This is a genomic window from Chengkuizengella sediminis, from assembly GCF_010078385.1.
In the GTDB taxonomy this organism is placed as follows: domain Bacteria; phylum Bacillota; class Bacilli; order Paenibacillales; family KCTC-33759; genus Chengkuizengella; species Chengkuizengella sediminis.
Genome location: NZ_SIJC01000001.1, coordinates 337,360 through 364,161, shown reverse-complemented (window position 1 = coordinate 364,161; position 26,802 = coordinate 337,360). Strand labels below are relative to the sequence as shown.

At 35.2% G+C, this 26,802-nt stretch carries 22 protein-coding genes; 21 read left to right on the top strand and 1 reads right to left on the bottom strand.

Features of this window, described 5'->3' with window-relative positions; all coding sequences use genetic code 11:
- Positions 1–355: 355 nt before the first annotated feature.
- From EPK97_RS01750 to EPK97_RS01715, 8 genes are all read left to right on the top strand, one after another.
- Complete coding sequence (locus tag EPK97_RS01750) at positions 356–2,047, top strand: peptide ABC transporter substrate-binding protein (protein WP_162034876.1); 1,692 nt, start codon at positions 356–358, stop codon at positions 2,045–2,047.
- 110 nt (positions 2,048–2,157) lie between these two features.
- Positions 2,158–3,111, top strand: coding sequence for an ABC transporter permease (locus tag EPK97_RS01745; RefSeq protein WP_162034875.1), 954 nt, complete (start codon positions 2,158–2,160; stop codon positions 3,109–3,111).
- Positions 3,101–4,030, top strand: coding sequence for an ABC transporter permease (locus EPK97_RS01740; RefSeq protein ID WP_162034874.1), 930 nt, complete (start codon positions 3,101–3,103; stop codon positions 4,028–4,030). Before EPK97_RS01745 ends, EPK97_RS01740 begins: the two co-directional genes overlap by 11 nt.
- A gap of 14 nt (positions 4,031–4,044) precedes the next feature.
- Positions 4,045–5,037 carry an ABC transporter ATP-binding protein gene (locus EPK97_RS01735; RefSeq protein WP_162034873.1) on the top strand — a complete coding sequence of 331 codons (993 nt, stop codon included), beginning with the start codon at positions 4,045–4,047 and terminating at the stop codon, positions 5,035–5,037.
- Positions 5,034–5,996 (top strand): ABC transporter ATP-binding protein, encoded by a 963-nt coding sequence (locus EPK97_RS01730; protein WP_162034872.1) that lies wholly within the window; start codon positions 5,034–5,036, stop codon positions 5,994–5,996. The genes EPK97_RS01735 and EPK97_RS01730 overlap by 4 nt, the downstream gene beginning before the upstream one ends.
- A 159-nt stretch (positions 5,997–6,155) precedes the next feature.
- Positions 6,156–7,067 (top strand): selenium metabolism-associated LysR family transcriptional regulator, encoded by a 912-nt coding sequence (locus tag EPK97_RS01725; protein WP_162035429.1) that lies wholly within the window; start codon positions 6,156–6,158, stop codon positions 7,065–7,067.
- A gap of 95 nt (positions 7,068–7,162) precedes the next feature.
- Complete coding sequence (locus EPK97_RS01720) at positions 7,163–8,011, top strand: PHP domain-containing protein (protein WP_162034871.1); 849 nt, start codon at positions 7,163–7,165, stop codon at positions 8,009–8,011.
- A 32-nt stretch (positions 8,012–8,043) separates the two neighbouring features.
- Positions 8,044–8,577, top strand: a complete 534-nt coding sequence (locus EPK97_RS01715) for a hypothetical protein (protein WP_162034870.1) — start codon at positions 8,044–8,046, stop codon at positions 8,575–8,577.
- Between the two features lie 65 nt (positions 8,578–8,642).
- Here EPK97_RS01715 and EPK97_RS01710 read toward each other — a convergent pair whose 3' ends face one another.
- Complete coding sequence (locus EPK97_RS01710; RefSeq protein WP_162034869.1) at positions 8,643–10,409, bottom strand: Rqc2 family fibronectin-binding protein; 1,767 nt, start codon at positions 10,407–10,409, stop codon at positions 8,643–8,645.
- Between the two features lie 174 nt (positions 10,410–10,583).
- Here EPK97_RS01710 and EPK97_RS01705 point away from each other — a divergent pair, with 174 nt between their 5' ends.
- The 13 genes from EPK97_RS01705 (at position 10,584) to rsmB (ending at position 26,752) form a co-directional block, all read left to right on the top strand.
- The gene (locus tag EPK97_RS01705) at positions 10,584–13,361 is read left to right on the top strand and encodes a calcium-translocating P-type ATPase, SERCA-type (protein WP_162034868.1); all 2,778 of its coding nucleotides are present in this window, start codon (positions 10,584–10,586) and stop codon (positions 13,359–13,361) included.
- Positions 13,362–13,683: 322 nt separating this feature from the next.
- Complete coding sequence (gene dapF / locus EPK97_RS01700) at positions 13,684–14,517, top strand: diaminopimelate epimerase (RefSeq protein ID WP_162034867.1); 834 nt, start codon at positions 13,684–13,686, stop codon at positions 14,515–14,517.
- A 192-nt stretch (positions 14,518–14,709) separates the two neighbouring features.
- On the top strand, positions 14,710–15,912 hold the full coding sequence (locus EPK97_RS01695; protein ID WP_162034866.1) for a nitrate/nitrite transporter: 1,203 nt from the start codon (positions 14,710–14,712) through the stop codon (positions 15,910–15,912).
- 243 nt (positions 15,913–16,155) lie between these two features.
- Positions 16,156–18,039 (top strand): bifunctional homocysteine S-methyltransferase/methylenetetrahydrofolate reductase, encoded by a 1,884-nt coding sequence (locus EPK97_RS01690; protein ID WP_162034865.1) that lies wholly within the window; start codon positions 16,156–16,158, stop codon positions 18,037–18,039.
- Positions 18,040–18,067: 28 nt separating this feature from the next.
- A complete protein-coding gene (locus EPK97_RS01685) occupies positions 18,068–18,949 on the top strand; it encodes a YicC/YloC family endoribonuclease (RefSeq protein WP_162034864.1) in 882 nt (293 codons plus the stop codon).
- 65 nt (positions 18,950–19,014) lie between these two features.
- Positions 19,015–19,275, top strand: coding sequence for an extracellular matrix/biofilm regulator RemA (gene remA / locus EPK97_RS01680; protein WP_162034863.1), 261 nt, complete (start codon positions 19,015–19,017; stop codon positions 19,273–19,275).
- 14 nt (positions 19,276–19,289) lie between these two features.
- Positions 19,290–19,892 (top strand): guanylate kinase, encoded by a 603-nt coding sequence (gene gmk / locus EPK97_RS01675; RefSeq protein WP_162034862.1) that lies wholly within the window; start codon positions 19,290–19,292, stop codon positions 19,890–19,892.
- Positions 19,893–19,894: 2 nt separating this feature from the next.
- Positions 19,895–20,092: a DNA-directed RNA polymerase subunit omega gene (gene rpoZ / locus EPK97_RS01670; RefSeq protein ID WP_162034861.1), complete on the top strand. Its 198-nt coding sequence runs from the start codon at positions 19,895–19,897 to the stop codon at positions 20,090–20,092.
- A 115-nt stretch (positions 20,093–20,207) separates the two neighbouring features.
- Complete coding sequence (gene coaBC, locus EPK97_RS01665; RefSeq protein WP_162034860.1) at positions 20,208–21,410, top strand: bifunctional phosphopantothenoylcysteine decarboxylase/phosphopantothenate--cysteine ligase CoaBC; 1,203 nt, start codon at positions 20,208–20,210, stop codon at positions 21,408–21,410.
- Between the two features lie 17 nt (positions 21,411–21,427).
- Positions 21,428–23,872 carry a primosomal protein N' gene (gene priA, locus EPK97_RS01660; protein ID WP_162034859.1) on the top strand — a complete coding sequence of 815 codons (2,445 nt, stop codon included), beginning with the start codon at positions 21,428–21,430 and terminating at the stop codon, positions 23,870–23,872.
- A 30-nt stretch (positions 23,873–23,902) separates the two neighbouring features.
- Complete coding sequence (def, locus tag EPK97_RS01655; protein WP_162034858.1) at positions 23,903–24,394, top strand: peptide deformylase; 492 nt, start codon at positions 23,903–23,905, stop codon at positions 24,392–24,394.
- On the top strand, positions 24,360–25,352 hold the full coding sequence (gene fmt, locus EPK97_RS01650; protein ID WP_240903660.1) for a methionyl-tRNA formyltransferase: 993 nt from the start codon (positions 24,360–24,362) through the stop codon (positions 25,350–25,352). Before def ends, fmt begins: the two co-directional genes overlap by 35 nt.
- 5 nt (positions 25,353–25,357) lie before the next feature.
- The gene (gene rsmB, locus EPK97_RS01645) at positions 25,358–26,752 is read left to right on the top strand and encodes a 16S rRNA (cytosine(967)-C(5))-methyltransferase RsmB (RefSeq protein WP_162034857.1); all 1,395 of its coding nucleotides are present in this window, start codon (positions 25,358–25,360) and stop codon (positions 26,750–26,752) included.
- Positions 26,753–26,802 lie beyond the last annotated feature (50 nt).

Here is a 26,802-nt window from a genome sequence, read left to right as displayed (position 1 = left end):
TGATTTCTTTTAAAGCTCTCCAAATGGAGAGCTTTTTTTTTAGGAATGATTAATAATATAATAATTTGTCCTAATTTTTAGTTATATAAATGTATTAATTTAATATAAATAGTTATGAACACGGTCACATTTTTCGTATTTAGAAAGTTTAGGAAAAAATAGTGCTTATTTTATGAATACTAAATCTCCCCGGATAAAGTTTTTTAAAATACAAAAGCAGATCCGCTTGTTAAATTGTAATGTAGAAAGAGAGTTTTGCTTCATTTGGTTGAGTGCTTTTATTCAAGTGGATCATTTTTCCTTAAAACTATCATAAATTCGATAGATGATGGCAAAAAAAATAAGGGGGAAATAAATGATGAAAAAGGGGTTCAAAATAAGTTTCCTGACAGTTTTAGCTTTAATATTTGTAATGGGGTTAGCTTTAGTCGGATGTTCTGAAGATACGACGACAGAACCAGAAGAGGTTGAGAAGACAGATGATACTAATGATCAAAAAGATGATAATGATGAAGCAAATACACCTGGTGAAGAAATGACAGAAAAAGTATTTCGTGCAAGTTTTCCAAGTGAACCACCCACTTTAGATCCAGGTCAAGCAACTGATACAACTTCATCTACTGTTCTTCGTGGAGTTTTTGAAGGTTTAACCCGTGTTACTCCTGATGGTCCTGCTTTAGCAGGAGCTGAAAACTTAGAAATCTCAGATGATTATTTAACCTATACGTTTACTTTAAGAGATCACAGTTGGACAAATGGTGATCCAGTAACAGCTCATGATTATGAATATGCTTGGAAACGTGTATTGGAACCAGCATTTGCAGCAGATTATGCATATCAGCTTTATTACATTAAAAATGCGGAAGCAGCCAATACAGGAGAAGGAAGCATGGATGATGTTGGGGTAAAAGCGATAGATGATAAAACGCTAGAAGTTACACTTGAAAACCCAACTCCTTATATCATGGAGCTCTTAGCATTTACAACGTATAAACCAGTAAATAAAAAAATTGTAGAAGCTAATGAAACATGGGCTAATGATGCTGGTGATTTATATGTTAGCAATGGTCCTTTCAAATTGGATATTTGGGAGCATGGTAATGAAGTTCAGCTAGTTAAAAATGATGATTATTGGGACGCAGATACAGTACAGTTAGATCGAATCATATATGCTGTAGTTGAAGATGAGGGCACCGTTTTAGCTTTATATGAAGATGGGGAATTAGATTGGGCAGGATCTCCGTTTTCTTCTTTACCTACAGACTCATTACCAATTTTAAAAGATCAAGGATTATTAACTACTCAAATTCGAACTGGAACTTATATGTATAAATTTAATGTAGAAAAAGAACCTTTCAATAATAAAAAAATGCGTCAGGCGTTTGCATACGCAATTGATCGTCAATCTATTATTGACCACGTAGCGCAAGGTGAGCAAATCCCTGCAATGGGGCTTGTTCCTCCAAATATGGAGTTAGTTAAAGAACCTTATTTTCAAGATAATAATATAGAAATGGCAAAGCAGTTATTTGATGATGCTCTTGAAGAGTTAGGATATGCCAGCGCAGCTGATTTGCCTCCATTAGTGCTTAGCCACAATACTAGTGAAGGACATCAAAAAATTGCTCAAGCGGTTCAAGAGCAATGGAGACAGGTTTTTGGAATTGAACTAACACTAGAAAATGCGGAATGGGGAGTTTACCTAGATCAAATTGATGAAGGGGATTACCAAATCGCTCGTTATGGTTGGATTGGTGATTTCAACGATCCGATCAACTTTCTTGAAATATTTAAGGAATTAGGCGGAAACAACAACACTCGTTGGCACAATGATGAGTACACTAGTTTGTTAGATCTAACCTATTCTGAGGGGGATGTAACAACTAGAACTCAACTTTTAAAAGATGCAGAAGCGATCTTCATGGACGAAATGCCAATAGCTCCAGTGTATTATTATACTTATAACTATGTTTCTAATCTTGAAATAAAAGATATCTTCCTTGATAGTTTAGGAAATACGGATTTAAAATGGGCACATTTTGAATAATAATATCATTTAAATAAAACAGACTTTATGACTTTAAGGTATATGGAGAAACTCCATATACCTTAAAGACTATTTAGATACATTATTTGTAAAAATGGAGGTGGCACGGTTTGACTAGGTTTCTTTTACGTCGCTTGATTTTTGTTTTGATCTCGCTTTGGATTATTATATCAGCAACCTTTTTCTTAATGAGAGCTGTTCCTGGTGGACCCTTTTCAGCTGAAAAAAAAGTTCCAGTAGAAATTCTAAAAACTTTAGAAGCGCATTATGGCTTAGATAAACCTCTAGTTATACAATATTTTGATTATGTTAAATCAGTAGTAACCTGGGATCTAGGTCCTTCTTTTAGATATAAAGCGGAAACAGTGAATGATATCATTAACAGAACATTTAAAATTTCGTTAGTTTTAGGGTTAGAGGCATTATTTTTATCCATCGCTTTAGGATTGTTTTTTGGCGTATTAGCGGCATTATATCATAATAAATTTCAGGATTATTCAGCAATGGTAATCGCTGTGATTGGTATGTCTGTTCCTAGCTTTATTCTGGCGGTATTTTTACAATATGTTTTTGCCATACAGCTGGATATTTTTCCAGCAGGAAGATTTGAAACCCCTTTACACCATGTACTCCCCGCATTATCATTATCCGCACTTCCAATCGCTTTTATTGCTCGTTTAACACGTTCTAACATGTTGGAGGTTTTACAGCAGGATTATATTAAAACAGCGAGAGCCAAGGGGTTAAAAGAGAGTATGGTTTTAATTAAACATGCGATTCGCAATGCTATTCTCCCAGTAGTTACTTATTTAGGTCCTTTAACTGCTGGTATACTAACAGGTAGTTTTGTAGTGGAAAATATTTATGGCATCCCTGGATTAGGTACTCAGTTTGTCCAGAGCATAACAAATCGAGATTATACAGTTATTATGGGTACAACCGTTTTTTACAGTATTATTCTTGTGTTAATGGTATTTGTAGTGGATATGTTGTATGGAATTATTGATCCAAGGATTAATATTACAGGAGGAGAAGTTAAAGGAGGGGATGTTAATGAATATTAATAAAACAACCTTAACTCCAGAACATTTTAAACCTTATATAAAAGACGTAAGACAAGCTGAGAAAATTTCCAGGGAAAGTTTAAATTATTGGCAAGATGTTTGGATTAGACTAAAAAGCAATAAATTAGCTATAATTGCTTTATTTACATTGATTATATTAGTATTCGTGGCTATATTTGCACCCATTTTAAGCTCCTATGAGTATCAAGGACAAGTACTTGAAGACAAAAACATAGCTCCTTCGGCTGAGCATTGGTTTGGAACGGATGATTTAGGAAGAGATATGTTTGTTCGTACCTGGTACGGTGCTAGAATTTCACTATTTATTGGGGTTGTTGCAGCATTAATAGATTTGACCATTGGTATCATATATGGAAGTATTGCTGGGTACTTTGGTAGACGAGTAGATGAAGTAATGATGCGTATTTGTGATATTTTGTACGGGATTCCTTATTTGTTAGTTGTGATAATGTTAATGGTTGTATTACCACAAGGATTAGGCACTATGATCCTAGCATTGACGGTGACAGGCTGGATCACCATGGCAAGAATTGTACGTGGGCAAATCCTTCAATTAAAGGAGCAAGAATTTGTATTATCTGCACGTTCATTAGGTGCAAATACAAAACGTTTGTTATTTAGACATTTAATACCTAATGCCATGGGACCCATTATTGTTACGATGACACTAACGATTCCATTAGCTATATTTACAGAAGCTTTTTTAAGCTTTTTAGGGCTGGGTGTTCAGGCGCCGATCGCTAGTTGGGGAACGATGGCAAGTGATGGGATACAGGCATTACGTTATTTTCCTTGGAGAATATTTTTCCCAGCATTTTTTATCAGTGTAACGATATTGGCATTTAATATTTTAGGTGATGGATTACGTGATGCACTTGATCCACGATTACGCAAATAAGGGAGGTGGTTCATTTGGAAAAGTTGTTAGAAGTAAAGGATTTACACGTATCCTTTCAGACTTATTCTGGAGAAGTACAAGCTGTTCGTGGAGTAAGTTTCGATGTGCTTAAAGGAGAGACTGTTGCGATTGTTGGAGAGTCAGGTTGTGGAAAAAGTGTAACAGCTCAAACGATAATGAAATTAATTCCGATGCCGCCAGGGGAAATCAAACAAGGTTCTATATTGTTTAATGGCGAGGAAATTGTTACGAAATCCAAAAAAGATATGTTTGAGATTCGTGGAAAAGAAATTGGGATGATATTTCAGGACCCAATGACTTCATTAAATCCTACTATGAAAGTTGGGAAACAAATTCGAGAGGGACTTATTAAACATCAAGGATTGAGTCCAAAAGCTGCAACTGAAAGAGCGATAGAACTATTAAAGCTAGTTGAAATCCCTCAGCCTGAGAAACGGATCAATCAGTACCCACATGAATTTAGCGGAGGTATGAGACAGAGGGCAATGATCGCAATCGCATTAGCATCCAACCCGAAATTATTAATTGCGGATGAACCAACAACGGCTTTGGATGTGACCATCCAAGCACAAATTTTGAAGCTAATGAAAAACCTCCAGAAACAGATGAATACGTCGATAATACTCATTACCCATGATCTTGGGGTTGTAGCTGACCTTTGTGACCGTATTGTTGTGATGTATGCAGGAAAAGTAGTGGAGCAAGGCACAAAACGTGAGATTTTTAAAAGTCCTCAGCATCCGTATACTAGAGGATTGCTTAGATCAATTCCAAGATTAGATCAAGAAAAAGCAACTTCCTTAGTTCCGATATTTGGCACTCCACCAGATTTAATTAGTCCTCCAAAGGGATGTGGTTTTTGCGATCGTTGTGACGATGCGATGAATATTTGTAAACAAGAGGATCCTGATCTCTATAAAATCTCTGAAAGTCAGCATTCTAGATGTTGGTTAATGCATCCGATGGCACAAGGGGTGAAATTATGAATCAACCATTAATTGAAGTGAAGAATTTAAAAAAACACTTTCAAGTTGGAAGAGGTAAAGTATTAAAAGCAGTAGATGGTGTCAATTTCACTATTCAAAATGGAGAAACTTTAGGAATGGTTGGAGAATCTGGATGTGGTAAATCTACAGTTGGAAGAACGATGCTTCGTTTGTATGAACCTACTTGTGGAGAAATGTTAGTAAATGGGGAAAATATGTTCTCATTATCTTCAAAAGAATTAAAACAAAAACGTCGTGACATGCAAATGATTTTTCAAGATCCCTACGCTTCCTTAAACCCCAGAATGACGGTGCGCGATATTATAGCTGAGCCGTTAGATATACATAAATTAAGTTCAAGTAAGCAGGATCGTGTAAAAAGAGTTGAAGAATTATTAGATTTGGTCGGTTTAAACCCTGACCATGCAAATCGTTATCCTCACGAATTTTCAGGCGGACAAAGGCAGAGAATTGGAATAGCAAGAGCTTTAGCAGTGAATCCTAAATTTATAATTTGTGATGAACCAATCTCTGCTTTAGACGTTTCAATACAAGCACAAGTAGTAAACCTCTTAAAGGATTTACAAAATAAACTTGGATTAACATATTTATTTATTGCACATGATTTATCTATGGTGAAACATATCAGTGATAGAGTCATTGTCATGTACTTAGGAAATATTGTGGAACTAGCGGATAGTCACACACTATACAAAGACCCTTTACATCCGTATACAAAAGCTCTGATGTCTGCCATTCCGATACCTGATCCAGATGTTGAGGAACAACGTGAAGGGACTGTATTAACAGGTGATTTACCTAGCCCGATTAATCCACCAAGTGGGTGTGCTTTTCGTACACGTTGTCCGATTGCTTCTGATAAATGTGAGGAAATTAAACCAGAATTCCAAGAGATTAAACCGGGTCATTGGGCTGCATGTCATTATACTGAAGTATGACAAATCTCTAAAAAGAATCCCCGATTGCAGGAAAGTAACATCCGCAATCGGGGATTCCTCTTCTCTACTTTTTATTTTTCTTCACTTTTATGGGATACTTTATATATAATAGTGTATACATGCATCTAATTAAAAGTTGCGATTGAAATGGAGAGGATGATTCCCATGAATTTTCATCAACTTCATATTTTTTTTACGGTTGCTGAAAAAGGTAGTTTTTCAGCGGCTGCACAATTTTTACATATGACTCAACCTGCTGTAACGATGCAAATACAAGCGCTTGAAGAACACTTTGGTACTAAATTGTTTCATCGTACAACAAAAAAAGTAGTTTGTTCTGAAGCAGGGAAGGCTTTATTGCCGTATGCGAAACAAAGCTTTCATTTAATTAAAGAAACAGATGAGGCAATGTCTAAATTTACACACTCTTTAAAAGCTAGATTACAGTTGGGTGCCAGTCTTACTATAGGTGAATACATTTTACCAAGAATTTTAGGACCCTTCTCATCTGAATATCCAGATATTTCAGTCAGTTTAAAAGTGAATAATACAACTCAAATATTAGATGAAATATTAAAACATAAATTAACGTTTGGATTAATAGAAGCGGAGATTCATCATCCAGATTTGCAAACGGAATCTGTTTTAAGTGACGAACTTACATTAATTTTACCTTCAAATCATCCTCTTTTGGAATTAGATATTATAATGCTAGAAGATGTAATAAAGTATCCTTTTATTTTAAGGGAACAGGGTTCTGGAACTAGACAGGTAATGGAAAAAGAATTATCTAAACATGGGGTTGAAGTAAACGCTATGAATATCGTGATGGAATTAGGAAGTACAGGTGCAGTTAAATCAGCTGTGGAATCAGGTTCTGGTATATCCATACTTTCACATTCATCTGTTAAACATGAAAAAACCTTAGGTTTGTTACATACTAAAACTATCCATGGTATTTCTTTTAAAAGAGATTTTTATTCGGTACATATAAACACTGCTATTTTACCGATTTCAGCCATCACCTTTTTGAAATTTCTTAGAGAACGTGATTTAGGTAAATGGCTATAAGCAACCCCAAAAAGTGAAGGGAAGCTCTGAAGAATAATCCGAATGAAGAAAATAAAATAACAATCGAAATATTCTAAATGAAAGTTGGACTTAACATGAGTAATAGCAATCAATACGTAGATCTTCATACACATACATTAGCGTCTGATGGACTTCATCTTCCAAGCGAAAATGTAAAAATGGCAAAAGAAAAGGGTTTAGCTGGTGTGGCAATTACGGATCATGATACTGTTTCAGGATTAAAGCAAGCAATAGCTGAAGGTGAAAAAATTGGAATTGACGTTGTTCCAGGTATTGAAATTAGTACTGTTGCTAATAAATTGGATATTCATATACTTGGTTATTATATAAATTATGAAGATACCATTTTTTTAGAGCGGTTAGATCAACTTCGCGATGTTAGATCTATTCGTAATGACATGATGATTAAAAAACTGCAAGATCTAGGTATAGAAATTACGATGGATGATGTTTTAGAGCTGGCCCCAAAGAAAAAAACAAGACAAACAGTAGGAAGACCGCATATTGCTGAAGTACTAGTTCATAAAGGAATTGTTAAAACGATTAAGGAAGCATTTGAATTATATCTCGGCAAAGATGGAAAAGCGTTTGTAAACCCTCCACGTATTCATCCCTCTGAAGCTGTGGATTGGATAAGACAAGCAGGTGGTGTTGCCGTGATCGCACATCCTGGATTATATGAAAATGATGAATTGGTCGAAGAGTTAATTCAACATGGGGTAGATGGATTAGAAGTATACCATTCGGATCACAGCTCTGAGGAAGAGGAGAAGTATCTTAGGTTAGCTAATAAATATCAATTGGTCGTAACAGCAGGTTCTGATTTTCACGGTGAACGAAATGGTGAAGTGTTTCATGCTCCAATTGGTGGTAGAAAAATAAATATAAAAGTGTTATCAATGCTGAAAAATAAAAGAAATTAAAATATCATTTGTAAAGAACAGGGGTAAGTAGTTTGATTAGAACCAATATAGGAGTCTTGGTTGTATTATGCTTCATCATAATAATTGTTAGTTGTAGTGATATGAAAGTATCTGATGAAGTATGGGGTAATTATCATAAACTAGATGCTGCTGATGTTATTTCTATTGAAGTATATAGATCTAGACCTACTGCAACACATGACGTTTTTAATGTCGTCTGGTCTAAAAAAATGGATTCAAATGATGATATCTATGATTTTGTACAAGCTATGAAAGGTGCCAAAAAAATATCAAATGATTATGAGAATGAACCTTCAGGGTACAATTTTAGGGTACAACTTTTTGTTAATGATAAAGGTTTTAATGATACCAATATAACTGACCCTAATTCTTCTAAAGTAACTATTAAATTTGATGGATTACATTTATATCATCTCAAGTTTGTGGATGAATATGTCATTTTATTAGATGATGGAGATCAATACTTACTTAGTGATGAAGCAATTGAGAAAATGCACGATTTGATTGACTATGCAATAGTAAACAATATGAAAGAAAATTCTTAATGTACAAAAATAGTATGCCACATTAGTTTGGCATACTATTTATTGACTTTCAAAAACACTCTCAACTATTTCATACACTGCTCCATCTTTTTAATCACTTCTTCTTCAGGTGTGATAAAGACCGTTTTCTGATTGTCGTATATCACATACCCAGGTTTTGAGCCATTTGGTTTACGCACATGACGAATAAGTGTGTAATCAACGGGGACTTGACTTGACTCCTTTGCTTTGCTGAAATAAGCTGCAATCATGGCGGCTTCTTCTAATGTTTTTTCTCCAAACTCGGTACTTTTTATAACAACATGTGAACCGGGTATATCTTTAGTATGTAACCATGTATCTTTGTAACTTGCAAAACGATTGGTTAAATACTCGTTTTGGAGATTGTTTTTTCCAACATAAATTTGTATTCCCTCACTTGAGGTATAACAAGTTAAAGAAGGTTTGTCATTTTTTTTCTTTTTCTTTTTCCCAGTGTTACGTTTTCGAATGTAACCTTGTTCGATCAATTCCTCTTTTATTTCATCTATATCTCCAAGAGAAGCTGAACTCATTTGTTGAAGAATGGTGTCTAAATATTCTACTTCTTTTTGGGTTACTTCAATTTGCTCTTTAACTACTGATACACTATTTTTGCTTTTTGTATATTTTTTAAAATAAGATTGAGCATTTTCTGAAGGTGATAACTTTTGATTTAATGGGATTTTAATTTTGCTCTGATCTTCATCATAATAATTGATCACTTCTATTTCTTTATCTCCACGATTGATTTCATGTAGAGATGCGGTAAGAAGTTCACCATAAATACGGTACATATCTGCTTCCTCAGCTTGCTCTATTGTTCTGTTTAGTTTTTTAAGTTTCTTTATATTTTTATTTTTTTCATTTTGAATTAATTTTAGAAGATCCCCTACCTTTTGTCGCATAATATCTCTTTCAACTTTGCTTCCAAAATACTCATCCAAACATTGATGAATGGAGTTGAAGGATGTCATCTTCCCTTGAACATGTGTAAGCTCTAAAATATTAAATAAGATTTTATTGGAGGTTTCTAAGATAGTGGGCTGATATTGATTATTTTTTAATTGCTGCATAAGTCTTATAAATGTTTTTATTAATTTTTGCTTTTGTTGTTCATTCTTTAGAAGTTCGTTTACTAAACAATTTAATGAAATTTCACACCGACTGACGATTTCCTTTGCAGTAATAGGACTGATCCCGCTAAAGTTATTTAGGATAAACTGCCAAGATTTTTCTTCCTCTCCAAACTCTGTATTTCTAAATAACTCATTCATTTGATCCTCTGAACAATTTAGCGGATTTATTTTTCCTTGATCAGGAGGAGTGATATATTCTGCGCCAGGTAAAACAACTCTATGTCTATTAATCAAGGCATTAATATGGTGGATGCTATCAAAAATTATATTTTTTTCTAAATCTAACAAGATAATATTACTATGACGTCCCATAATTTCTACTACAATGACTTTGCGATTAAAATCACCTAATTCATCTCTTTGTCTAACTTTAATATGAAATATTCGTTCGAGTTCAATCTGGTGAATGGACTCAATAATGCCATTTTCACAATGTTTTCTTAATAACATACAAAACATTGGAGCTTCCATTGGATTACGAGAAGATCCTTCTGTTAAATGTGCCCTAGGATAAGTGGGGTTTGCTGAAAGGATTAACTTTTGATTTTTCCCTTGGGCTCTTATATGTAAACGTATGTCATGTTCGTTGGGTTGATATATTTTATTAATTCTTCCACCTACACAATTTTGAAGTTCGTGTATAAGTGCGTGAATAACGAGTCCGTCTATAGCCATATTTTGTACGCTCCATTTCTTGTTTCTAAATCAATACTTAGTAAAGTTTTTTTGCAAGTATCTCCTTATTTTATACTATATTTGCAAGATTAAAAAGTTCGTTATAAAAGTGATAATTTGTGGCTTGTCTGAATACATTTACCCTAGACAAGGTTTTAGGGAGGGGGACAAGTGATGAGTCAAAGGAAATGGTACCAACTAAGCACAGATGAAACGTTAGAAACATACAGAGTGAATGCCAAAGAGGGGCTTTCTGGAAAGGAAGTAACTAGGAACCTAGAAGAGTTTGGGGAAAATGTGATCATCGAAAAACAAAAGATTTCACCTATTATATTATTTTTAAATCAATTTAAAGATTTTATGGTACTAGTATTGGTTGGTGCGGTATTGATATCAGGGTTGCTGGGTGAATATTTGGATGCTATAACGATCATTGCTATCATTGTTATGAATGGTATATTAGGTTTTGTTCAGGAATTTAGAGCGGAACGGTCCTTACGTGCTTTAAAGGAAATGTCTGCACCCACAGCTAGAGTTATCAGAAATGGAGTAGAGATGAGTATTAAAGCGAGTGAGCTTGTACCCGGTGACTTGATTTTAGTGACTGGTGGTGATCGTATCCCTGCAGATATAAGGTTTATTAATACAAATGGATTACAAGTAGAGGAATCGGCATTAACAGGTGAATCTGTATCTGTGACAAAACACCATGAAACGATTGAAGAAGATGAAGTTCCTTTGGGTGATCAACGAAATTTAGGTTTTATGGGAACTATGATTACGAAAGGAACTGCAAAAGGCATCGTTGTTAAAACTGGAATGGATACAGAAATGGGTAAAATTGCAGATTTGATTCAAAATACAGAATCAGCAGAGACTCCACTTCAACATCGCTTAGAGCAGTTAGGTAAAATATTAATAGCATTATCTATTGGGTTAACGATTATGGTTGTTGTTGCAGGAATATTACATGGACAACCAACGTACGGTATGTTTTTGGCGGGTGTAAGTTTAGCTGTTGCAGCTATACCAGAAGGTCTACCAGCAATTGTAACTATCGCGCTTGCACTTGGTGTTCAACGAATGATAAAACGGAAAGCCATAGTGAGAAAACTGCCTTCTGTTGAAACATTAGGGTGTGCTTCTGTTATTTGCTCTGACAAAACAGGAACGTTAACACAGAACAAAATGACAGTGACTCATTTATGGATGGAAGATAAAATTTTAGAAGTATCAGGGGACGGTTATAGACCTGCGGGAGAGCTAAAACATAAAGGAAAAACGATGGATGTACAAAAAGATTCATCTATTCGGCGTTTAATGCAAATATCTGTCCTTTGTAATAATGCTACTTTGCAAAAAACATCAGATAAACAAAACAAAAAAAGAAACCAAAAGCAACAATCAGACTGGAGCATTGATGGAGATCCTACTGAGGGGGCTTTACTTGTATTGGGTGCTAAAGCAGGTATGACATATTCTTCCTTACAAAACTTATATCAAAGAGAAAAGGAGCTCCCTTTCGATTCAGAAAGAAAAAGAATGTCTGTCCTAGTAAAACATCAAGGTGGAAAGTTAATATGTACAAAAGGGGCACCTGATTTATTGTTAGATCGTTGTTCTTATGTTCTATGGGAAGGGAAAGTAACCCCTTTGAACGAAACATTAAGAAAGAAAATTTTATCTGCTAACGAAGCAATGGCCAGATCTGCTTTAAGAGTTTTAGGTTTAGCTTATCGAGATATAAGAAAGTCAGAATCACAAGATGATGATGAGGCTTTAGAAAATAATTTAATATTTGTTGGATTAACAGGTATGATAGATCCTCCTCGAAAAGAAGTTCATGAGGCTATATTTAAATGTAAAAAAGCAGGGATTAAAACAGTGATGATCACAGGAGATCATCAAACAACAGCGGAAGCGATTGCCAGACAATTAGGAATTGTTTATAAAGATGGTGGTCGTACAATCAATGGAAAACAACTCGCTAAAATGTCAGATGATGAGTTAGATCAAATGATAGATGATGTGAATGTATTTGCCCGTGTTTCACCTGAGCATAAACTAAGAATTGTTAAATCTCTCCAGAGAAAAGGTCATGTTGTAGCAATGACAGGTGATGGTGTAAATGATGCGCCTGCTATCAAGGCTGCTGATATTGGGATTTCGATGGGAATAACGGGAACGGATGTTTCTAAAGAGGCATCTGCATTAGTGTTAAGTGATGATAATTTTACTACTATTGTGTCAGCAATTGAGGAAGGTAGAGGCATTTATGAAAATATTCGTAAATTTATTCGTTACTTGCTTGCTTCGAATGTAGGGGAAATTTTAACAATGTTTATTGCTATGATGATGGGAATGCCGCTTCCTCTAGTTCCTATACAAATTTTATGGGTGAACTTGGTTACCGATGGATTACCTGCTATGGCACTAGGGGTAGATCAAGCTGAGGATGATTTGATGAAACAAAAACCCCGCCCAGCAAAGGAAAATATATTTGGCAGAAGGTTAGGTTGGAAAATTATTAGTCGTGGGATTGTCATTGGGATATGTACACTTGCTGCGTTTTGGATTATCTTAAGAGAAAACCCTGGAGATCCAGATACGTTAGTTAGAGCACAAACGGTTGCATTTTCAACTCTTGTGATGGCTCAACTCATACATGTTTTTGATTGTCGAAGCTCACAGTCAATTTTTCATCGAAACATATTTCAAAATATGTATTTAGTTATAGCGGTGTTATCCTCTGTATTGTTGTTATTAGGTGTATTATATATTGACGCTCTTCAACCTATTTTTAAAACAGTAGGTTTGGGCTTAAATGAATGGTCATTAGTATTAGTATTTGCAGGAATTCCGAGTTTCTTCTTTGGGGCTGGAAGTGTAATTAAAACAATGTTTAGAAAAAAGAAAAGAATCAAATTTAGCTCCAAACCGATGGCAAGGTAACACTTACCCCAGAAAAACAATACCCACAAAAGTGAGGATAAGTCTGGAAGATTAATCCTATTACTTTTGCGGGGCCCAGAATATAAACATCCAAAAAGTGAAGCAAAGCTATGAAGGTTAATTATCTAAAGAACTTTCAAAATCACTTAGTAAGTGGTTAGGAGGTTCTTTTTAATGAGATTGGATTCACAAGCATGGGTATGTAAAATGTATTATTTAAAGTGATTTCGTTTCTGAATACAAAATTAATGTATTAAAATCTATTTTATTACTTGAACAATCATGTTAAATTATTGTAGATTAGATTGAAGGAGTGATTTTAATGGAATTTACAAAAATGAATGGTTTAGGCAACGACTTCATTATTGTTTCGGGGGAAAAACAATTACCAGAAAAAGCTTCAGATTTAGCGATTAAAGTTTGTAATAGATATTTTGGAATAGGTGCAGATGGTTTAGTATATATTCTCCCATCACAAAAGGCAGATTTTATGATGCGGATTATTAATTCGGACGGTTCAGAAGCTGAGCAGTGTGGAAATGCAATTCGTTGTGTGGCAAAGTATGTATACGATCAAGGATTAACAAATAAAACAGAAATTTCAATTGAAACCATTGGTGCGGGTGCACAAAAAGTATGGTTGAACGTAAACCAAGGAAAAGTGAACACCGTAAAAGTGGATATGGGAGAACCAATATTACAAGGGAAACAAGTACCAACTACAATAGATCAAGATGTTGTAGTGAACTATCCTATAGAGGTTGAAGGTAGACAATTTCATTTTACAGCGGTATCGATGGGAAATCCTCATTGTGTGATTTATGTAGATGATGCAGTGAATTTTGATTTAGCAACATGGGGTCCAAAACTAGAAAAACACCCACTATTTCCTAATAAAATTAATGTGGAGTTTGTCTCGATAAGAGATACTTCTTTCATGGATATGCGTGTATGGGAAAGAGGAGCTGGTCCTACATTAGCTTGTGGAACTGGAGCATGCGCAACTGTAGTTGCTTCTGTTTTAAACGAAAAATCTGATCGTAATGCAACGGTGTCCTTAAAAGGTGGGGATTTATTCATTGAATGGAATGAAGAAGATAATCATGTATATATGACGGGTCCAGCTGAGGAAGTGTACCGAGGAAAACTTCTTTAAAATAACCAAAGAAACCTTCAAATCACTAGAATGTGGTGGGGAGGTTTTATTTCAGATTTCTACATTTAAACATGTATATAAAATGAATTTTTTATGAACTTATGATCATTTGTGATAAATATCACATCCTTACTCCTTGGGCGCGCTTACAATTTAAAAAGAAATACCATTAATTTAAGGAGTGTGGGTGGGATGAGATTAAAAGAATTTTTAAGAAGTGGACATAACCCAACATTATTTGCCTCATTTTTATATTTTGATATTAGTTTTATGATATGGGTTCTACTTGGTCCTACAGGTACGTTTATCGTTGAGGATTTAGGACTTTCCGATTTTGAAAAGGGTATGATGGTTGGGATTCCAGTATTGGGTGGAGCTTTATTACGCATTCCTATGGGATTAATGGCAGATCGATTCGGTGGAAAACGTATTGGTCAAATCGGTATGATTTTAACGATGATCCCATTAACATGGGGATGGTTATTCGCAAACAATCTTCCTCAAATTTACATGTTAGGATTTTTACTTGGTGTCGCTGGAGCAAGTTTTGCCGTTGCGTTACCATTGGCAAGTCGTTGGTATCCTAAAAAACATCAAGGTTTAGCCATGGGGATTGCAGGAGCGGGTAATAGTGGTACGGTCATAGCAACGTTGTTTGGACCACGGTTAGCTGAAATGTACAGTTGGCAGGCTGTTTTTGGAATAGCACTTTTACCATTACTCATTGCGTTTGTGGTATTTACTATATTAGCTAAAGATAATCCTAAAGCTGTAAAACCTATGAAAGTTTCAGAATACATGCAGGTGATCAAACATAAACATACATGGTTGTATAGCTTTTTTTATAGTTTGTCTTTTGGTGGTTTTGTTGGTTTAACAGGTTATTTAACTTTATTCTTTTATGATCAGTATGGTGTAAGTAAGGTTACTGCTGGAGATTTTGTTACATTATGTGTTTTTGCAGGTAGCTTTATACGTCCGATTGGAGGGTACTTCGCAGATAGATATGGAGGATTACGTTTATTAGTTTTTTTATTTAGTGGTGCGATGATTACATTATTGATAGTAGGTATGCTTCCTTCAGTTTATGTAGCATTAGCTATGTTGTTTTTAACATTACTATTTTTAGGTGCAGCCAATGGAGCACTCTTTCAAGTTATCCCTGTCCAATTTCCTAAAGAGGTCGGACTTTTAACTGGCTTTGTTGGGGCTGCTGGTGGATTAGGAGGATTTTTCCTTCCCAATATATTAGGTACTTTCAAAGAACTTACTGGAACATACACCTATGGCTTCTGGTGGGTATCTGGGACTATTTTAGTTGCAATTGTTATATTAGTAGTTATGCAAAAAACAAGTCGAGTTAGGAATGCTCAAGTTATGGTTAATAAAGTTTAGATGATCGATAAATCACAGATAAGTGTTTTAATAAATTTAGTGTCAATAAGCTGATAAAAAAGGATTGTCGGAAGTCTATTAAGATTTTATCAACGACTTAAAGCAGTCCTTTTTTTGCTATAACATAAATTTTTAAACAATTACTTATACTGGGTTTTTAATAAGAAGATTTGCTTAATTACTTATCTTTCTACCCGTTTTATGATACATTTAAGTATAATATTTTAAATGTGGGGGATGGAAATGAAACCAGATTTGCGCGAACTACTTAAAAACAATATTATTACCGGTGATGGCGCAATGGGAACCTATTTATATAACCTTGGATTTCCAGTAGGTATTTCGTATGAAGAGTTTAATATGATTAGACCTGATGTCATAGCGGACGTGCATCGTAAATATTATGAAGCAGGAGCTCGTTTGATTGAAACTAATACATTTACTGCAACTAGAGAAAAGTTATCTAAATATGGTTTAGAAAATGAAGTGAAAGCCATTAACCGTGCTGGGGTAGAAATTGCTCGAAGTGCTGTTGGTGAGGATGCATATGTTGTCGGGGCTATTGGCTCCATTCGAGCTGGTCGTCGAAATAACATCACAACAGAACAATTAAGAAAAGATTTTGAAGAACAAGTTGATGCTTTATTAAATGGAATAGTAGATGGATTTATTCTAGAAACTTTTTTTGATTTAGAAGAGGCAATTATACCTATACAAATCATTCGTTCAAAGAGTGATCTTCCAATCATTTGTCAATTTGCTATTGAGGATGCAGGACGTACATCTGATGGGTTTTTTATATCAGAAGCATTTCGTCAAGTTAGAGAACAAGGCGCTGATATTGTGGGATTAAACTGTCGAAGTGGTCCTAATTTGATGTTAAGAACATTGGAGAATGTTTCTCCTCAAGAAGAAGTGCCGTTATCTGTTTTTCCAAATGCAGGAATTCCGGATTATGTGGATGGGGAATATACTTACATGGCTTCACCAGAATACTTTGCTCAAAGTGCATTGCGTTTTGCCAAGTTAGGAGCTAAAATTATCGGTGGCTGCTGTGGAACTACACCTGAGCATGTTAGTGCAATTACTGATGCACTTAAAGGTTTTGATCCACAAGACCACATTCCACTACCTACCAGACCTACTAAAGATTCAATAGTTCATCATAAAACTAGCGTTTTTAACAATATAATAGAAGAAAAAGAACCTTCCATTGTTGAAATTGTTAAACAAAGACATACAGTTATCGTTGAGTTGGATCCACCGAGAGATTTGGATATAAGCAAGTTCATGTCAGGGGCAGAAGCTTTAAAACAAGTGGGTGCAGATGCCGTGACTATGGCAGATAATTCATTAGCAGTGACAAGAATGAGTAATTTAGCTTTAGGACAGTTAATTAAGGAAAAACATGATGTCCGTCCATTAGTGCATATTGCTTGTCGTGACCGTAATTTGATAGGTTCTCAGACTCATATGATGGGGCTGCATGCTCTAGGTATTGATCATGTTTTAGCGGTAACAGGTGATCCGGCTAGATTTGGTGATTTACCAGGTTCTAGTTCTGTGTATGATACTACTTCCTTTGAAATGATTAGAATGATTAAACAGCTTAATGAAGGCATTTCTTTTTCAGGAAGACCACTAAAGCAAAAAGCAAATTTTGTAGTAGGAGCTGCCTTTAATCCAAATGTAAAACATTTGGATAAAGCGGTAAAACGACTTGAAAGAAAAATTGACGCTGGAGCTGATTATATTATGACCCAGCCTGTTTATGACCCCAATTTAATCGAAGATGTATATGAAGTTACCAAACATTTAAATACTCCTATTTTCATAGGGATTATGCCACTTGCAAGTGAGCGAAATGCAGAATATCTTCACAATGAAGTGCCTGGAATACAATTGTCAGATGAAGTAAGAAAAAGAATGGCAGGTTTATCAGGCGAAGAGGGTAGAAGAGAAGGTGTAGAAATAGCAAAGGAATTATTAGATGTGGCTGTAAATTATTTCAAAGGTATTTATTTGATCACACCTTTTATGTCTTACAAAATGACTGCTGATTTAACGCAATATGTATGGGTAAAAACAAATCGTTACGATCATTACTTGTACCCAATCTCAAAATGAATTAAAATAAAATATTGGATGTGTCTAAATGTTACAAAGTATGACTGGTTTTGGTCAAGCCATCCGGTTGATGAAAGGTTATCAAATTCAAATTGATATAAAAACAGTCAACCACCGTTATCGTGAAATTAAAATAAAAATGCCTCGTGAATGGTTGGCACTTGAAGAAAAGTTAAAAACAATCATTCAAAAAAGGATTCAGCGTGGTCGTGTAGAAGTATTTATGACAATAGAACAGCAGGATTCCCACACTGAGCAACAAGTGGAGATAAACTGGCAACTAGCAGATCATTATTTTCAAGCTGCTGATCAGCTTAAAACTCGTTATAAACTACAAGATTCATTATCGCTAAAAGATCTTATGCTTATTCCTGATCTAGTTTCATTGCGTAAAAATCTACCTGATCAAGATGAATTGATGAATCAAATCATTTCGGATTGTTTAGAGGAAGCTTTGCATCAATTATTAGAAATGAGATCGAAAGAAGGAAGTCATTTACGCAAAGATTTAATGAAACGAGTACAAGTGATGGAGGAACTCCATACACAAATTCAGTCTATGGCACTATCAGCAGTTGAACAAATGCGTGAAAGATTATTACAGAGAATTCAAGAAGTTTATGACAAACAATTAGATGAATCTCGTTTTACTATGGAGGTTGCCTTAATTGCAGAACGTGCTAATATAGATGAAGAGTTAACCCGTTTGTTAAGTCATTTTGAGCAATTTAATACATTGTTTAATCAAGATGAGCCTGTTGGGCGCAAGCTTGACTTTTTGATCCAAGAAATGAACAGAGAAGTTAATACGATCGGATCAAAGTCTAATTTTACCGAAATCACAAACAAAGTCGTTGATTTGAAAGCAGAACTAGAGAAAATTAGAGAACAAGTTCAAAATATTCAATGAAAGCCATGATCTTCATATGTATATCAAAGAGGTAATCTGTGAATAGGTAATAGGGAGGAACTGAAATGGGTATAAAACTTATTAATATTGGTTTTGGTAATATTGTTTCTGCAAATCGTATTATTTCTATAGTCAGTCCAGAGTCGGCACCCATTAAAAGAATTATTCAAGAAGCACGTGACCGCCATATGCTGATTGATGCTACATATGGACGTCGAACACGTGCTGTGATATTAACAGATAGTGATCATGTGATATTATCTGCTGTGCAACCTGAAACAGTAGCCCAAAGACTTACAAGTAATAAAGAAGATGAAGACGAATAATTATGGAGAGTGTTATGGATAAAGGATTATTAATTGTATTGTCCGGTCCTTCTGGTGTAGGAAAAGGGACAGTATGTGCAGCACTGCGAAGACAAAAACCTGAACTTATTTATTCAATATCAGCTACTACTAGACAGCCTCGTAAAGGCGAAGTTGATGGTGTGAACTATTTCTTCAAATCAAAAGAAGAATTTCAAAAGATGATACAAAATAATGAGCTTTTAGAATGGGCAGAGTACGTTGATAATTATTACGGAACTCCCATTGATTTTGTGAAAAAAACGATTGATTCTGGTGAAGACATTATATTAGAAATAGATGTGCAAGGTGCTTTGAAAGTAAAGGAGAAATTTCCTGAAGCTGTCTATATATTTCTAGTTCCTCCTTCGATTGATGAGTTGAAAAATCGTATTGAAGGAAGAGGAACTGAGTCAGCAGATATCATAAAACATCGATTAACTATGGCTCAAGAGGAAATTGAATTATTGAAACATTATGATTATGCTGTGGTCAATGATAAGATAAAAAATGCATGTGCAAAGGTAGAATCTATTATTGTAGCAGAACATTGTAAAAGATTTCGATTTATTGAGAACAAAACAAAAGAAGAGGTGTAATGATGTTATATCCATCCATTGATGAAATTGTTGATAGAATTGATAGCAAATATTCACTTGTTGTAGCCGTTTCTAAAGAAGCGAGATTACTTCGAGATGGCAAGCATGTAAAATTAGAAAAAGTAAAATCACATAAATATGTTGGTAAGGCATTAGAAGAGATTTATAATGATCACATTCTAATCATAGAAAACAATTAAAAATACTTCATTTTTTAAACAACCTGAGGGTTGTTATTTTTTTGATTACTCGCGACGATCTCTTCGGGATGTTCCGATAAGAGCTTTTGATCTTTAGGAAAGTAGGGAGATTTATATGTTGAAAAGTAAAACAATCGTACTTGGGATTAGCGGAGGTATTGCAGCATATAAGGCAGCTTCTTTATGTAGTAAGTTAGTTCAAGGTGGAGCGAATGTTCATGTTATTATGACTGAATCTGCAACACAATTTATCCAACCATTAACATTACAAACGTTATCTCGAAATCCTGTAATCGTAGATATATTCGATGAAAAAGATGCGGCTGTCGTTTCTCATATCGATTTAGCTGATCGTGCAGATTTGGTATTAGTTGCCCCAGCTACTGCAAATATTATTGCCAAAATAGCACATGGTTTAGCGGATGATATGCTCAGCACTACATTATTAGCTACGATGGCTCCTATCATGATAGCACCTGCTATGAATGTACATATGTATGCACATCCTGCCGTACAAAAAAATATGCAAATACTGGAGCAACGCGGTATTCAATTTGTGAGTCCTGGTACGGGTCAATTAGCCTGCGGGTATGTTGGTGAAGGCAGATTAGCTGAGCCAGAAACCATATATGAGGCTGTACAGCAGCATTTTCTGACTTTTGAGTCTTCTCAATTGCTGAAAGGAAAACGTGTTTTAGTTACTGCCGGGGGGACTTTAGAGCGCATAGATCCAGTTCGATATATTACAAATGATTCTTCTGGTAAAATGGGGTTTTCGTTAGCAGAAGCGGCTTATAAAATGGGGGCAGAAGTCGTGTTAGTCTCAGCAAACACTCATTTAAAAGTGTTAGATGGAGTGGAGAATGTATGTGTTAAAACAACAGAAGACATGTATCAAGCTGTATTAAGCCGATATGATGAGATGGATATCGTGATTAAAGCCGCTGCAGTCGCTGATTATCGTCCCATAGAACAATATGAAAAAAAAATAAAGAAATCAGATGATACTTTAACAATAAGACTTCAAAAAAATCCAGATATATTAAAAAAATTAGGTGAATTAAAAACAAACCAGTTTTTAATTGGTTTTGCTGCAGAAACAAATGATCTAGAAAAATATGCACTTGAAAAATTGAAAAATAAAAATTGTGATATGCTTGTTGCAAATGATGTGACAGCTCTTGGTGCTGGTTTTGGTACAGATACAAATAAGGTGAATCTATATGATAAAATGGGATTAATCGAAGAAATGCCACTCTTATCCAAAGAGCAAGTTTCAGAACAAATTCTTAAAATTGCTGCTTCAAAAATGTCGTAAGGTGGTGATTTTAAACCATGTATGCTCGTGTCATCGTTGATGTTCCTTCAAAACAAACCAATCGTCCATTTGATTATAAGGTCCCGCCATCTTTAACCGATTGGGTAGAAATTGGGAGTAGGGTTGCTGTACGGTTTGGTCCGAGAATGATTCAAGGTTTTGTTATTGGGTTATTAGAAGAAAGCGAAGTTGATGATCGTAAGATGAAAAGCATTGAAAATGTTTTAGATCTTCAGCCTCCCTTAACACAGGAGCTTGTAAAGTTAGCTAAATGGATAAGTCGTAAATATTTATGCAATGAAATTACAGCGCTTCAGGTGATGCTACCAGGCGCATTGAAAGCTAAATACGAAAAATATATTACATTATCTGATTCAACAGAGAAAAAAGAATTTATTGCAAAAAGTGAGATAGAAAATGAAATTATACATTTTATAAAAAGTAAACAATCTGTTGAAATGAATGAATTACTTGACCATTTCCCAAATGCAAGTTTAACTATTAAAGAAATGATTTTAGGCGAGGTATTAACCGAAACTCAAAACATCAAAAATCGTGTCTCTGCTAAAAAAGTTTTAATGGTAAATCCTCCACAAAATATAACATTGTTAGAAAAGTACAAAAAAGAGTTATCTAAACAGGCACATAAACAATTGGAAATTTTACAGTTTTTTATAGAACATCCTAATTCAATACAGCTAGCTGAATTAACCAAAAGATTGAATACTAGTCCCTCGAGTATCAAAGCTTTAGTGAACAAAAAATGGCTGCAATTAGAAACAACTGAAATCTTTCGAGATCCTTTTCAAAAACATGATTTTATCCAAAGCTATCCATTGAAACTTACTGAAGAGCAGGAGAAGGTTTATCAATCCATTCGTCATATCATTCAAGAACAAAAGCAGCAGCTTTTTTTATTACACGGAGTCACAGGGAGCGGTAAAACGGAAGTTTATTTACAAACGATTCAACAGTGTTTAAATCAGAATCGAGAGGCGATTGTACTTGTTCCTGAAATATCATTAACACCACAAATGGTTGAACGGTTTAAAAGTCGTTTTGGGAACTTAGTGGCGGTACTCCATAGCAGATTGTCTCAAGGTGAACGTTATGATGAGTGGCGTAAAATTCAACAAAAAAAAGTGAAGGTCGTCATCGGGGCAAGGTCTGCGATATTTGCTCCATTCACAAATATTGGATTAATTATTATTGATGAAGAGCATGAAGCTTCATATAAACAACAAGATAATCCAAAATATCATGCGATTGAAATTGCAAAAATGAGAAGTGAGGCTCACCAGGCTGCGGTCATATTAGGTTCAGCGACTCCTTCTTTAGAAACTTATTATGAGGGTCATCAATCATCGATGAACTATTTATCGATGCCTACAAGAGTAGCGGGACGTGCTATGCCGCCAGTTCATATCGTTGACATGCGAGAAGAGTTAAAGGAAGGTAATCGAAGCATGTTCAGCCGAGTTTTACATACGGCGATTGAAGATCGATTAAAGAAAAATGAACAGATGGTTTTGCTCTTAAATCGCAGGGGATATTCCACTTTTGTGATGTGTCGTTCTTGCGGTCATGTTGTAAGTTGTCCCCATTGTGATATTTCTTTAACTTATCACATGAATACTCATCATATGCGTTGTCACTATTGCGGTCATGCTGAAAGAGAAAATCAAACTTGTCCTTCATGCTCAAGTCAGCACATTCGATATTTTGGAACAGGCACTCAAAAAGTGGAAGAAAGTCTCACTAGTTTTTTCCCTGGTATAAGAGTTATACGGATGGACGTTGATACTACGACAGAAAAAGGTTCTCATGAAAAATGGTTAAATCAATTCCGAGATCATAAAGCAGACGTTTTATTAGGTACACAAATGGTTGCCAAAGGTTTGGATTTTCCAAAAGTGACCTTAGTTGGTGTGATTGCGGCAGATACAGTGCTAAACCTACCAGATTTCAGAGCCTCTGAAAAAACATTTCAATTACTTACACAAGTTTCTGGGCGAGCGGGAAGGCATGAGCTACCTGGTGAGGTCGTAATACAAACATATAACCCTGATCATTATAGTGTGATTAGTGCGAGTCAACATGATTATTCATCTTTTATGAGAACAGAACTTCAAACGAGAAAAAGAGGTATTTATCCACCTTATTGCAAATTAATATTAATTACTTTTTCACATGAAAATATCAACCTTTTAGTACGTACAGGTGAGACATTTTCAGAATATATTAAAAGACAGCATCTTTCATCCGTTATAGAAGTTCTTGGTCCTGTAGCTTCGCCCATTCCAAGGAAGAAGGATAGATATCGTTTCCAATGTTTGATAAAATATCAAGGAGGGTGGGAAACGATAAACTTGGTTCACAAAGCGGTTGTTTCATTAGAAGAAACTATAAAACAAACTAAACTGCAGATAAGTATAGACGTAGACCCACAAATGTTAATGTAATTATGAATTTATAAAAGGTAGGTGATTGACATGGCAATTAGAGTCATTGTTAAAAATCCTGATCCGATTTTAAGGGAAAAGTGTAAAGAAGTTACAAAATTTAATAAAAATCTTCATAAATTATTAGATGATATGGCTGAAACGATGTATGATGCACCTGGGGTAGGACTTGCAGCTCCTCAGATAGGAATATTGAAACGTGTAATTGTACTTGATTCAGGTGAAGAAGAGGGACCGGGGTTAATTGAGTTGGTTAATCCAGAAATCGTTAAAACTTCAACAGAAAAAGAAGTAGGACCTGAAGGTTGTTTAAGTATTCCGTCTATCAATGGGGATGTAAATCGTTTTAAATCCATTACTGTAAAAGGCTTTGATCGAAATGGTAATGAAGTTGTTTATGAAGCAGAGGATTTTCTAGCCCGAATATTCCAACATGAAATTGATCACTTAAACGGTGTTTTATTTACAGATATAGCAGAAACCATTTATGAAAGGGAACAACCAAACAATGTCATTGATTAAACAAATACGTATCGTTTTTATGGGAACACCAGATTTTGCTGTTCCCTCTCTTCAACTTTTACTTGAAGAACAATTAAATGTAGTCGGAGTAGTAACGCAACCAGATAGACCTAAGGGGAGGAAGAGGATTCTAACACCTACTCCTGTGAAGGTAGAGGCGTTAAATCACAATATTCCTGTGTTTCAACCTGAAAAAATGAAAAATCCAGACGCAATAAAACAATTGAAACAATTGCAGCCTGATTTAATTATCACTGCGGCTTTTGGACAAATTTTACCAAAAGCGGTACTAGAAGTCCCTCGTTTAGGATGCATTAATGTTCATGCCTCTCTTCTTCCAAAGTATAGAGGAGGTGCTCCAATTCATCATGCAATAAAAAGTGGAGAAGCAAAAACAGGAGTTACCATTATGTATATGGCCGAAGGCTTAGATACAGGGGACATGATTAGTCGAGTAGAAGTGCCTATTCTTGATCAGGATAATACAGGAACGATGTTTGAAAAACTAAGTATTGCTGGAGCGGAACTGCTAAAAACAACTTTGCCTAAACTTGTAGAGGGTAATATTCAACCCGAAGTTCAAAATCATGAAGAAGCTACTTTTGCTTCAAATATTAAAAGAGAGGATGAACTCATCGATTGGGGAAAATCTTCTAAAGAAATATTTAATCATATTCGAGCTTTAAATCCTTGGCCAGGCTCTTATACTTTATGGGATGGAAAAGTGCTAAAGGTATGGGAAAGTTTAAATCCTTCTGATAACAGTTCAAAGTCTGATTATGATAAGGAAACATTACCAGGAACAGTAGTTCAGATGACTTCTAATGGTATAGAGGTGATAACTGGAGACGGAACGATCTGGTTAACACAAATTCAACCCGCTGGTAAAAAAAGAATGGATGTGGGGCAATTTAGCAAAGGAAGTATGATTCCAGAAGGCACACTACTTGGGAGCTGATTTATATGACTTCATCAAATACAACGACATCAAAAAAGAAAAAGCCTACAGCTCGTGAGCTAGCCATGAACATTCTTACAAAGGTTGATGAGAAAAAGGCATATAGTAATATTTTATTAAACGAATCATTAAACAAATTTAACTTAGAACGGCAAGAGGCTGCTTTAACAACTGAAATCGTATATGGCACGATTCAGAGAATGAATACAATTGATTATTTTTTAAACCAATTCGTAACGAAAAAGGTAAAGAAACTGCAACCATGGGTGCGGAATTTATTACGTTTAAGTTTTTATCAGTTGTATTACTTAGATCGAATTCCTGATCATGCTGTTGTAAATGAAGCTGTGAACATCTCTAAACGTAAAGGACATCGTGGGATTTCAGGAATGGTCAATGCAGTTTTAAGAAACATCATTCGGAAAAAAGAACAATTAGAATTGCCTAGCACTTCAAATATTGTGCAACACATATCCTTAAAACACTCACATCCTGAGTGGATGGTTAGACGTTGGATTCATCAGTTTGGTGAAGAGTTGACTGAACAAATATGCGAAGCGAATAATGGAACTCCTCATGTGAGTGTAAGAGTAAATACCCTTAAACAGGATAGAGATTTTCTAATAAATGAGATGCAACAAGAAGAAATACAAATATCTCCTTCGACTATTTCGACAGACGGCATTGTTGTTGAAAGTGGAGGGAACATGGCTCATAGCTCCTGGTTTAAGGAAGGTAAAATTTCTATACAAGACGAAAGTTCGATGCTTGTTGCAGCAGTGATCGATCCTAGGCCGAATGAAACCATTCTTGACTGTTGTGCTGCTCCAGGTGGAAAAACGACACATATGGCAGAAAAGATGAAAAACACAGGAGTCATTTGGGCAAATGACATCCATCCACATAAGGAAAAATTGATTGATGAACAAGTAGAAAGATTGCATTTAAAAAATATCAAAACATCGGTCCAAGATGCAGCCCTATTAAAGCAAAAGTTTGAGAAACATTCTTTTGATCGTATATTGTTGGATGCACCCTGTTCTGGATTAGGTGTGATCCGTAGAAAGCCAGATTTGAAGTGGGTAAAAAGTGAATCAGATGTTCAGGAAATAACACAAATACAATTAGATATACTGAGTAACATAGCTGACTTAGTAAAACCTGGAGGCGTACTAGTATATAGTACTTGTACGATGGAATCGTCGGAAAATGAACATATTGTTAAAGCATTTTTAGCACAAAACCCACAATTTTCCATAGATCCCTCTATTGAGAAACTTTTACCACAGGAGATATATCATCAAATCAAGTTAGAAGAGGGAATGCTTCAGGTGCTGCCGAATTATTATCATTCGGACGGTTTTTTTATTGCCCGTTTACATAAAAATGAGAATATATGATAAAATAGACTGAAACTTACCCAAAAAAAGAGACAAAGAAATTATCACTT

Excerpts from the sequence above, each read along its gene's own strand:
- EPK97_RS01750 (WP_162034876.1), top strand. The coding sequence starts at position 356 with ATGATGAAAAAGGGGTTCAAAATAAGTTTCCTGACAGTTTTAGCTTTA.
- EPK97_RS01740 (WP_162034874.1), top strand. The coding sequence starts at position 3,101 with ATGAATATTAATAAAACAACCTTAACTCCAGAACATTTTAAACCTTAT.
- EPK97_RS01730 (WP_162034872.1), top strand. The coding sequence starts at position 5,034 with ATGAATCAACCATTAATTGAAGTGAAGAATTTAAAAAAACACTTTCAA.
- EPK97_RS01720 (WP_162034871.1), top strand. The coding sequence starts at position 7,163 with ATGAGTAATAGCAATCAATACGTAGATCTTCATACACATACATTAGCG.
- EPK97_RS01710 (WP_162034869.1), bottom strand. The coding sequence starts at position 10,409 with ATGGCTATAGACGGACTCGTTATTCACGCACTTATACACGAACTTCAA.
- EPK97_RS01705 (WP_162034868.1), top strand. The coding sequence starts at position 10,584 with ATGAGTCAAAGGAAATGGTACCAACTAAGCACAGATGAAACGTTAGAA.
- dapF (WP_162034867.1), top strand. The coding sequence starts at position 13,684 with ATGGAATTTACAAAAATGAATGGTTTAGGCAACGACTTCATTATTGTT.
- EPK97_RS01695 (WP_162034866.1), top strand. The coding sequence starts at position 14,710 with ATGAGATTAAAAGAATTTTTAAGAAGTGGACATAACCCAACATTATTT.
- EPK97_RS01690 (WP_162034865.1), top strand. The coding sequence starts at position 16,156 with ATGAAACCAGATTTGCGCGAACTACTTAAAAACAATATTATTACCGGT.
- EPK97_RS01685 (WP_162034864.1), top strand. The coding sequence starts at position 18,068 with ATGTTACAAAGTATGACTGGTTTTGGTCAAGCCATCCGGTTGATGAAA.
- remA (WP_162034863.1), top strand. The coding sequence starts at position 19,015 with ATGGGTATAAAACTTATTAATATTGGTTTTGGTAATATTGTTTCTGCA.
- gmk (WP_162034862.1), top strand. The coding sequence starts at position 19,290 with ATGGATAAAGGATTATTAATTGTATTGTCCGGTCCTTCTGGTGTAGGA.
- rpoZ (WP_162034861.1), top strand. The coding sequence starts at position 19,895 with ATGTTATATCCATCCATTGATGAAATTGTTGATAGAATTGATAGCAAA.
- coaBC (WP_162034860.1), top strand. The coding sequence starts at position 20,208 with ATGTTGAAAAGTAAAACAATCGTACTTGGGATTAGCGGAGGTATTGCA.
- priA (WP_162034859.1), top strand. The coding sequence starts at position 21,428 with ATGTATGCTCGTGTCATCGTTGATGTTCCTTCAAAACAAACCAATCGT.
- def (WP_162034858.1), top strand. The coding sequence starts at position 23,903 with ATGGCAATTAGAGTCATTGTTAAAAATCCTGATCCGATTTTAAGGGAA.
- fmt (WP_240903660.1), top strand. The coding sequence starts at position 24,360 with ATGAAAGGGAACAACCAAACAATGTCATTGATTAAACAAATACGTATC.
- rsmB (WP_162034857.1), top strand. The coding sequence starts at position 25,358 with ATGACTTCATCAAATACAACGACATCAAAAAAGAAAAAGCCTACAGCT.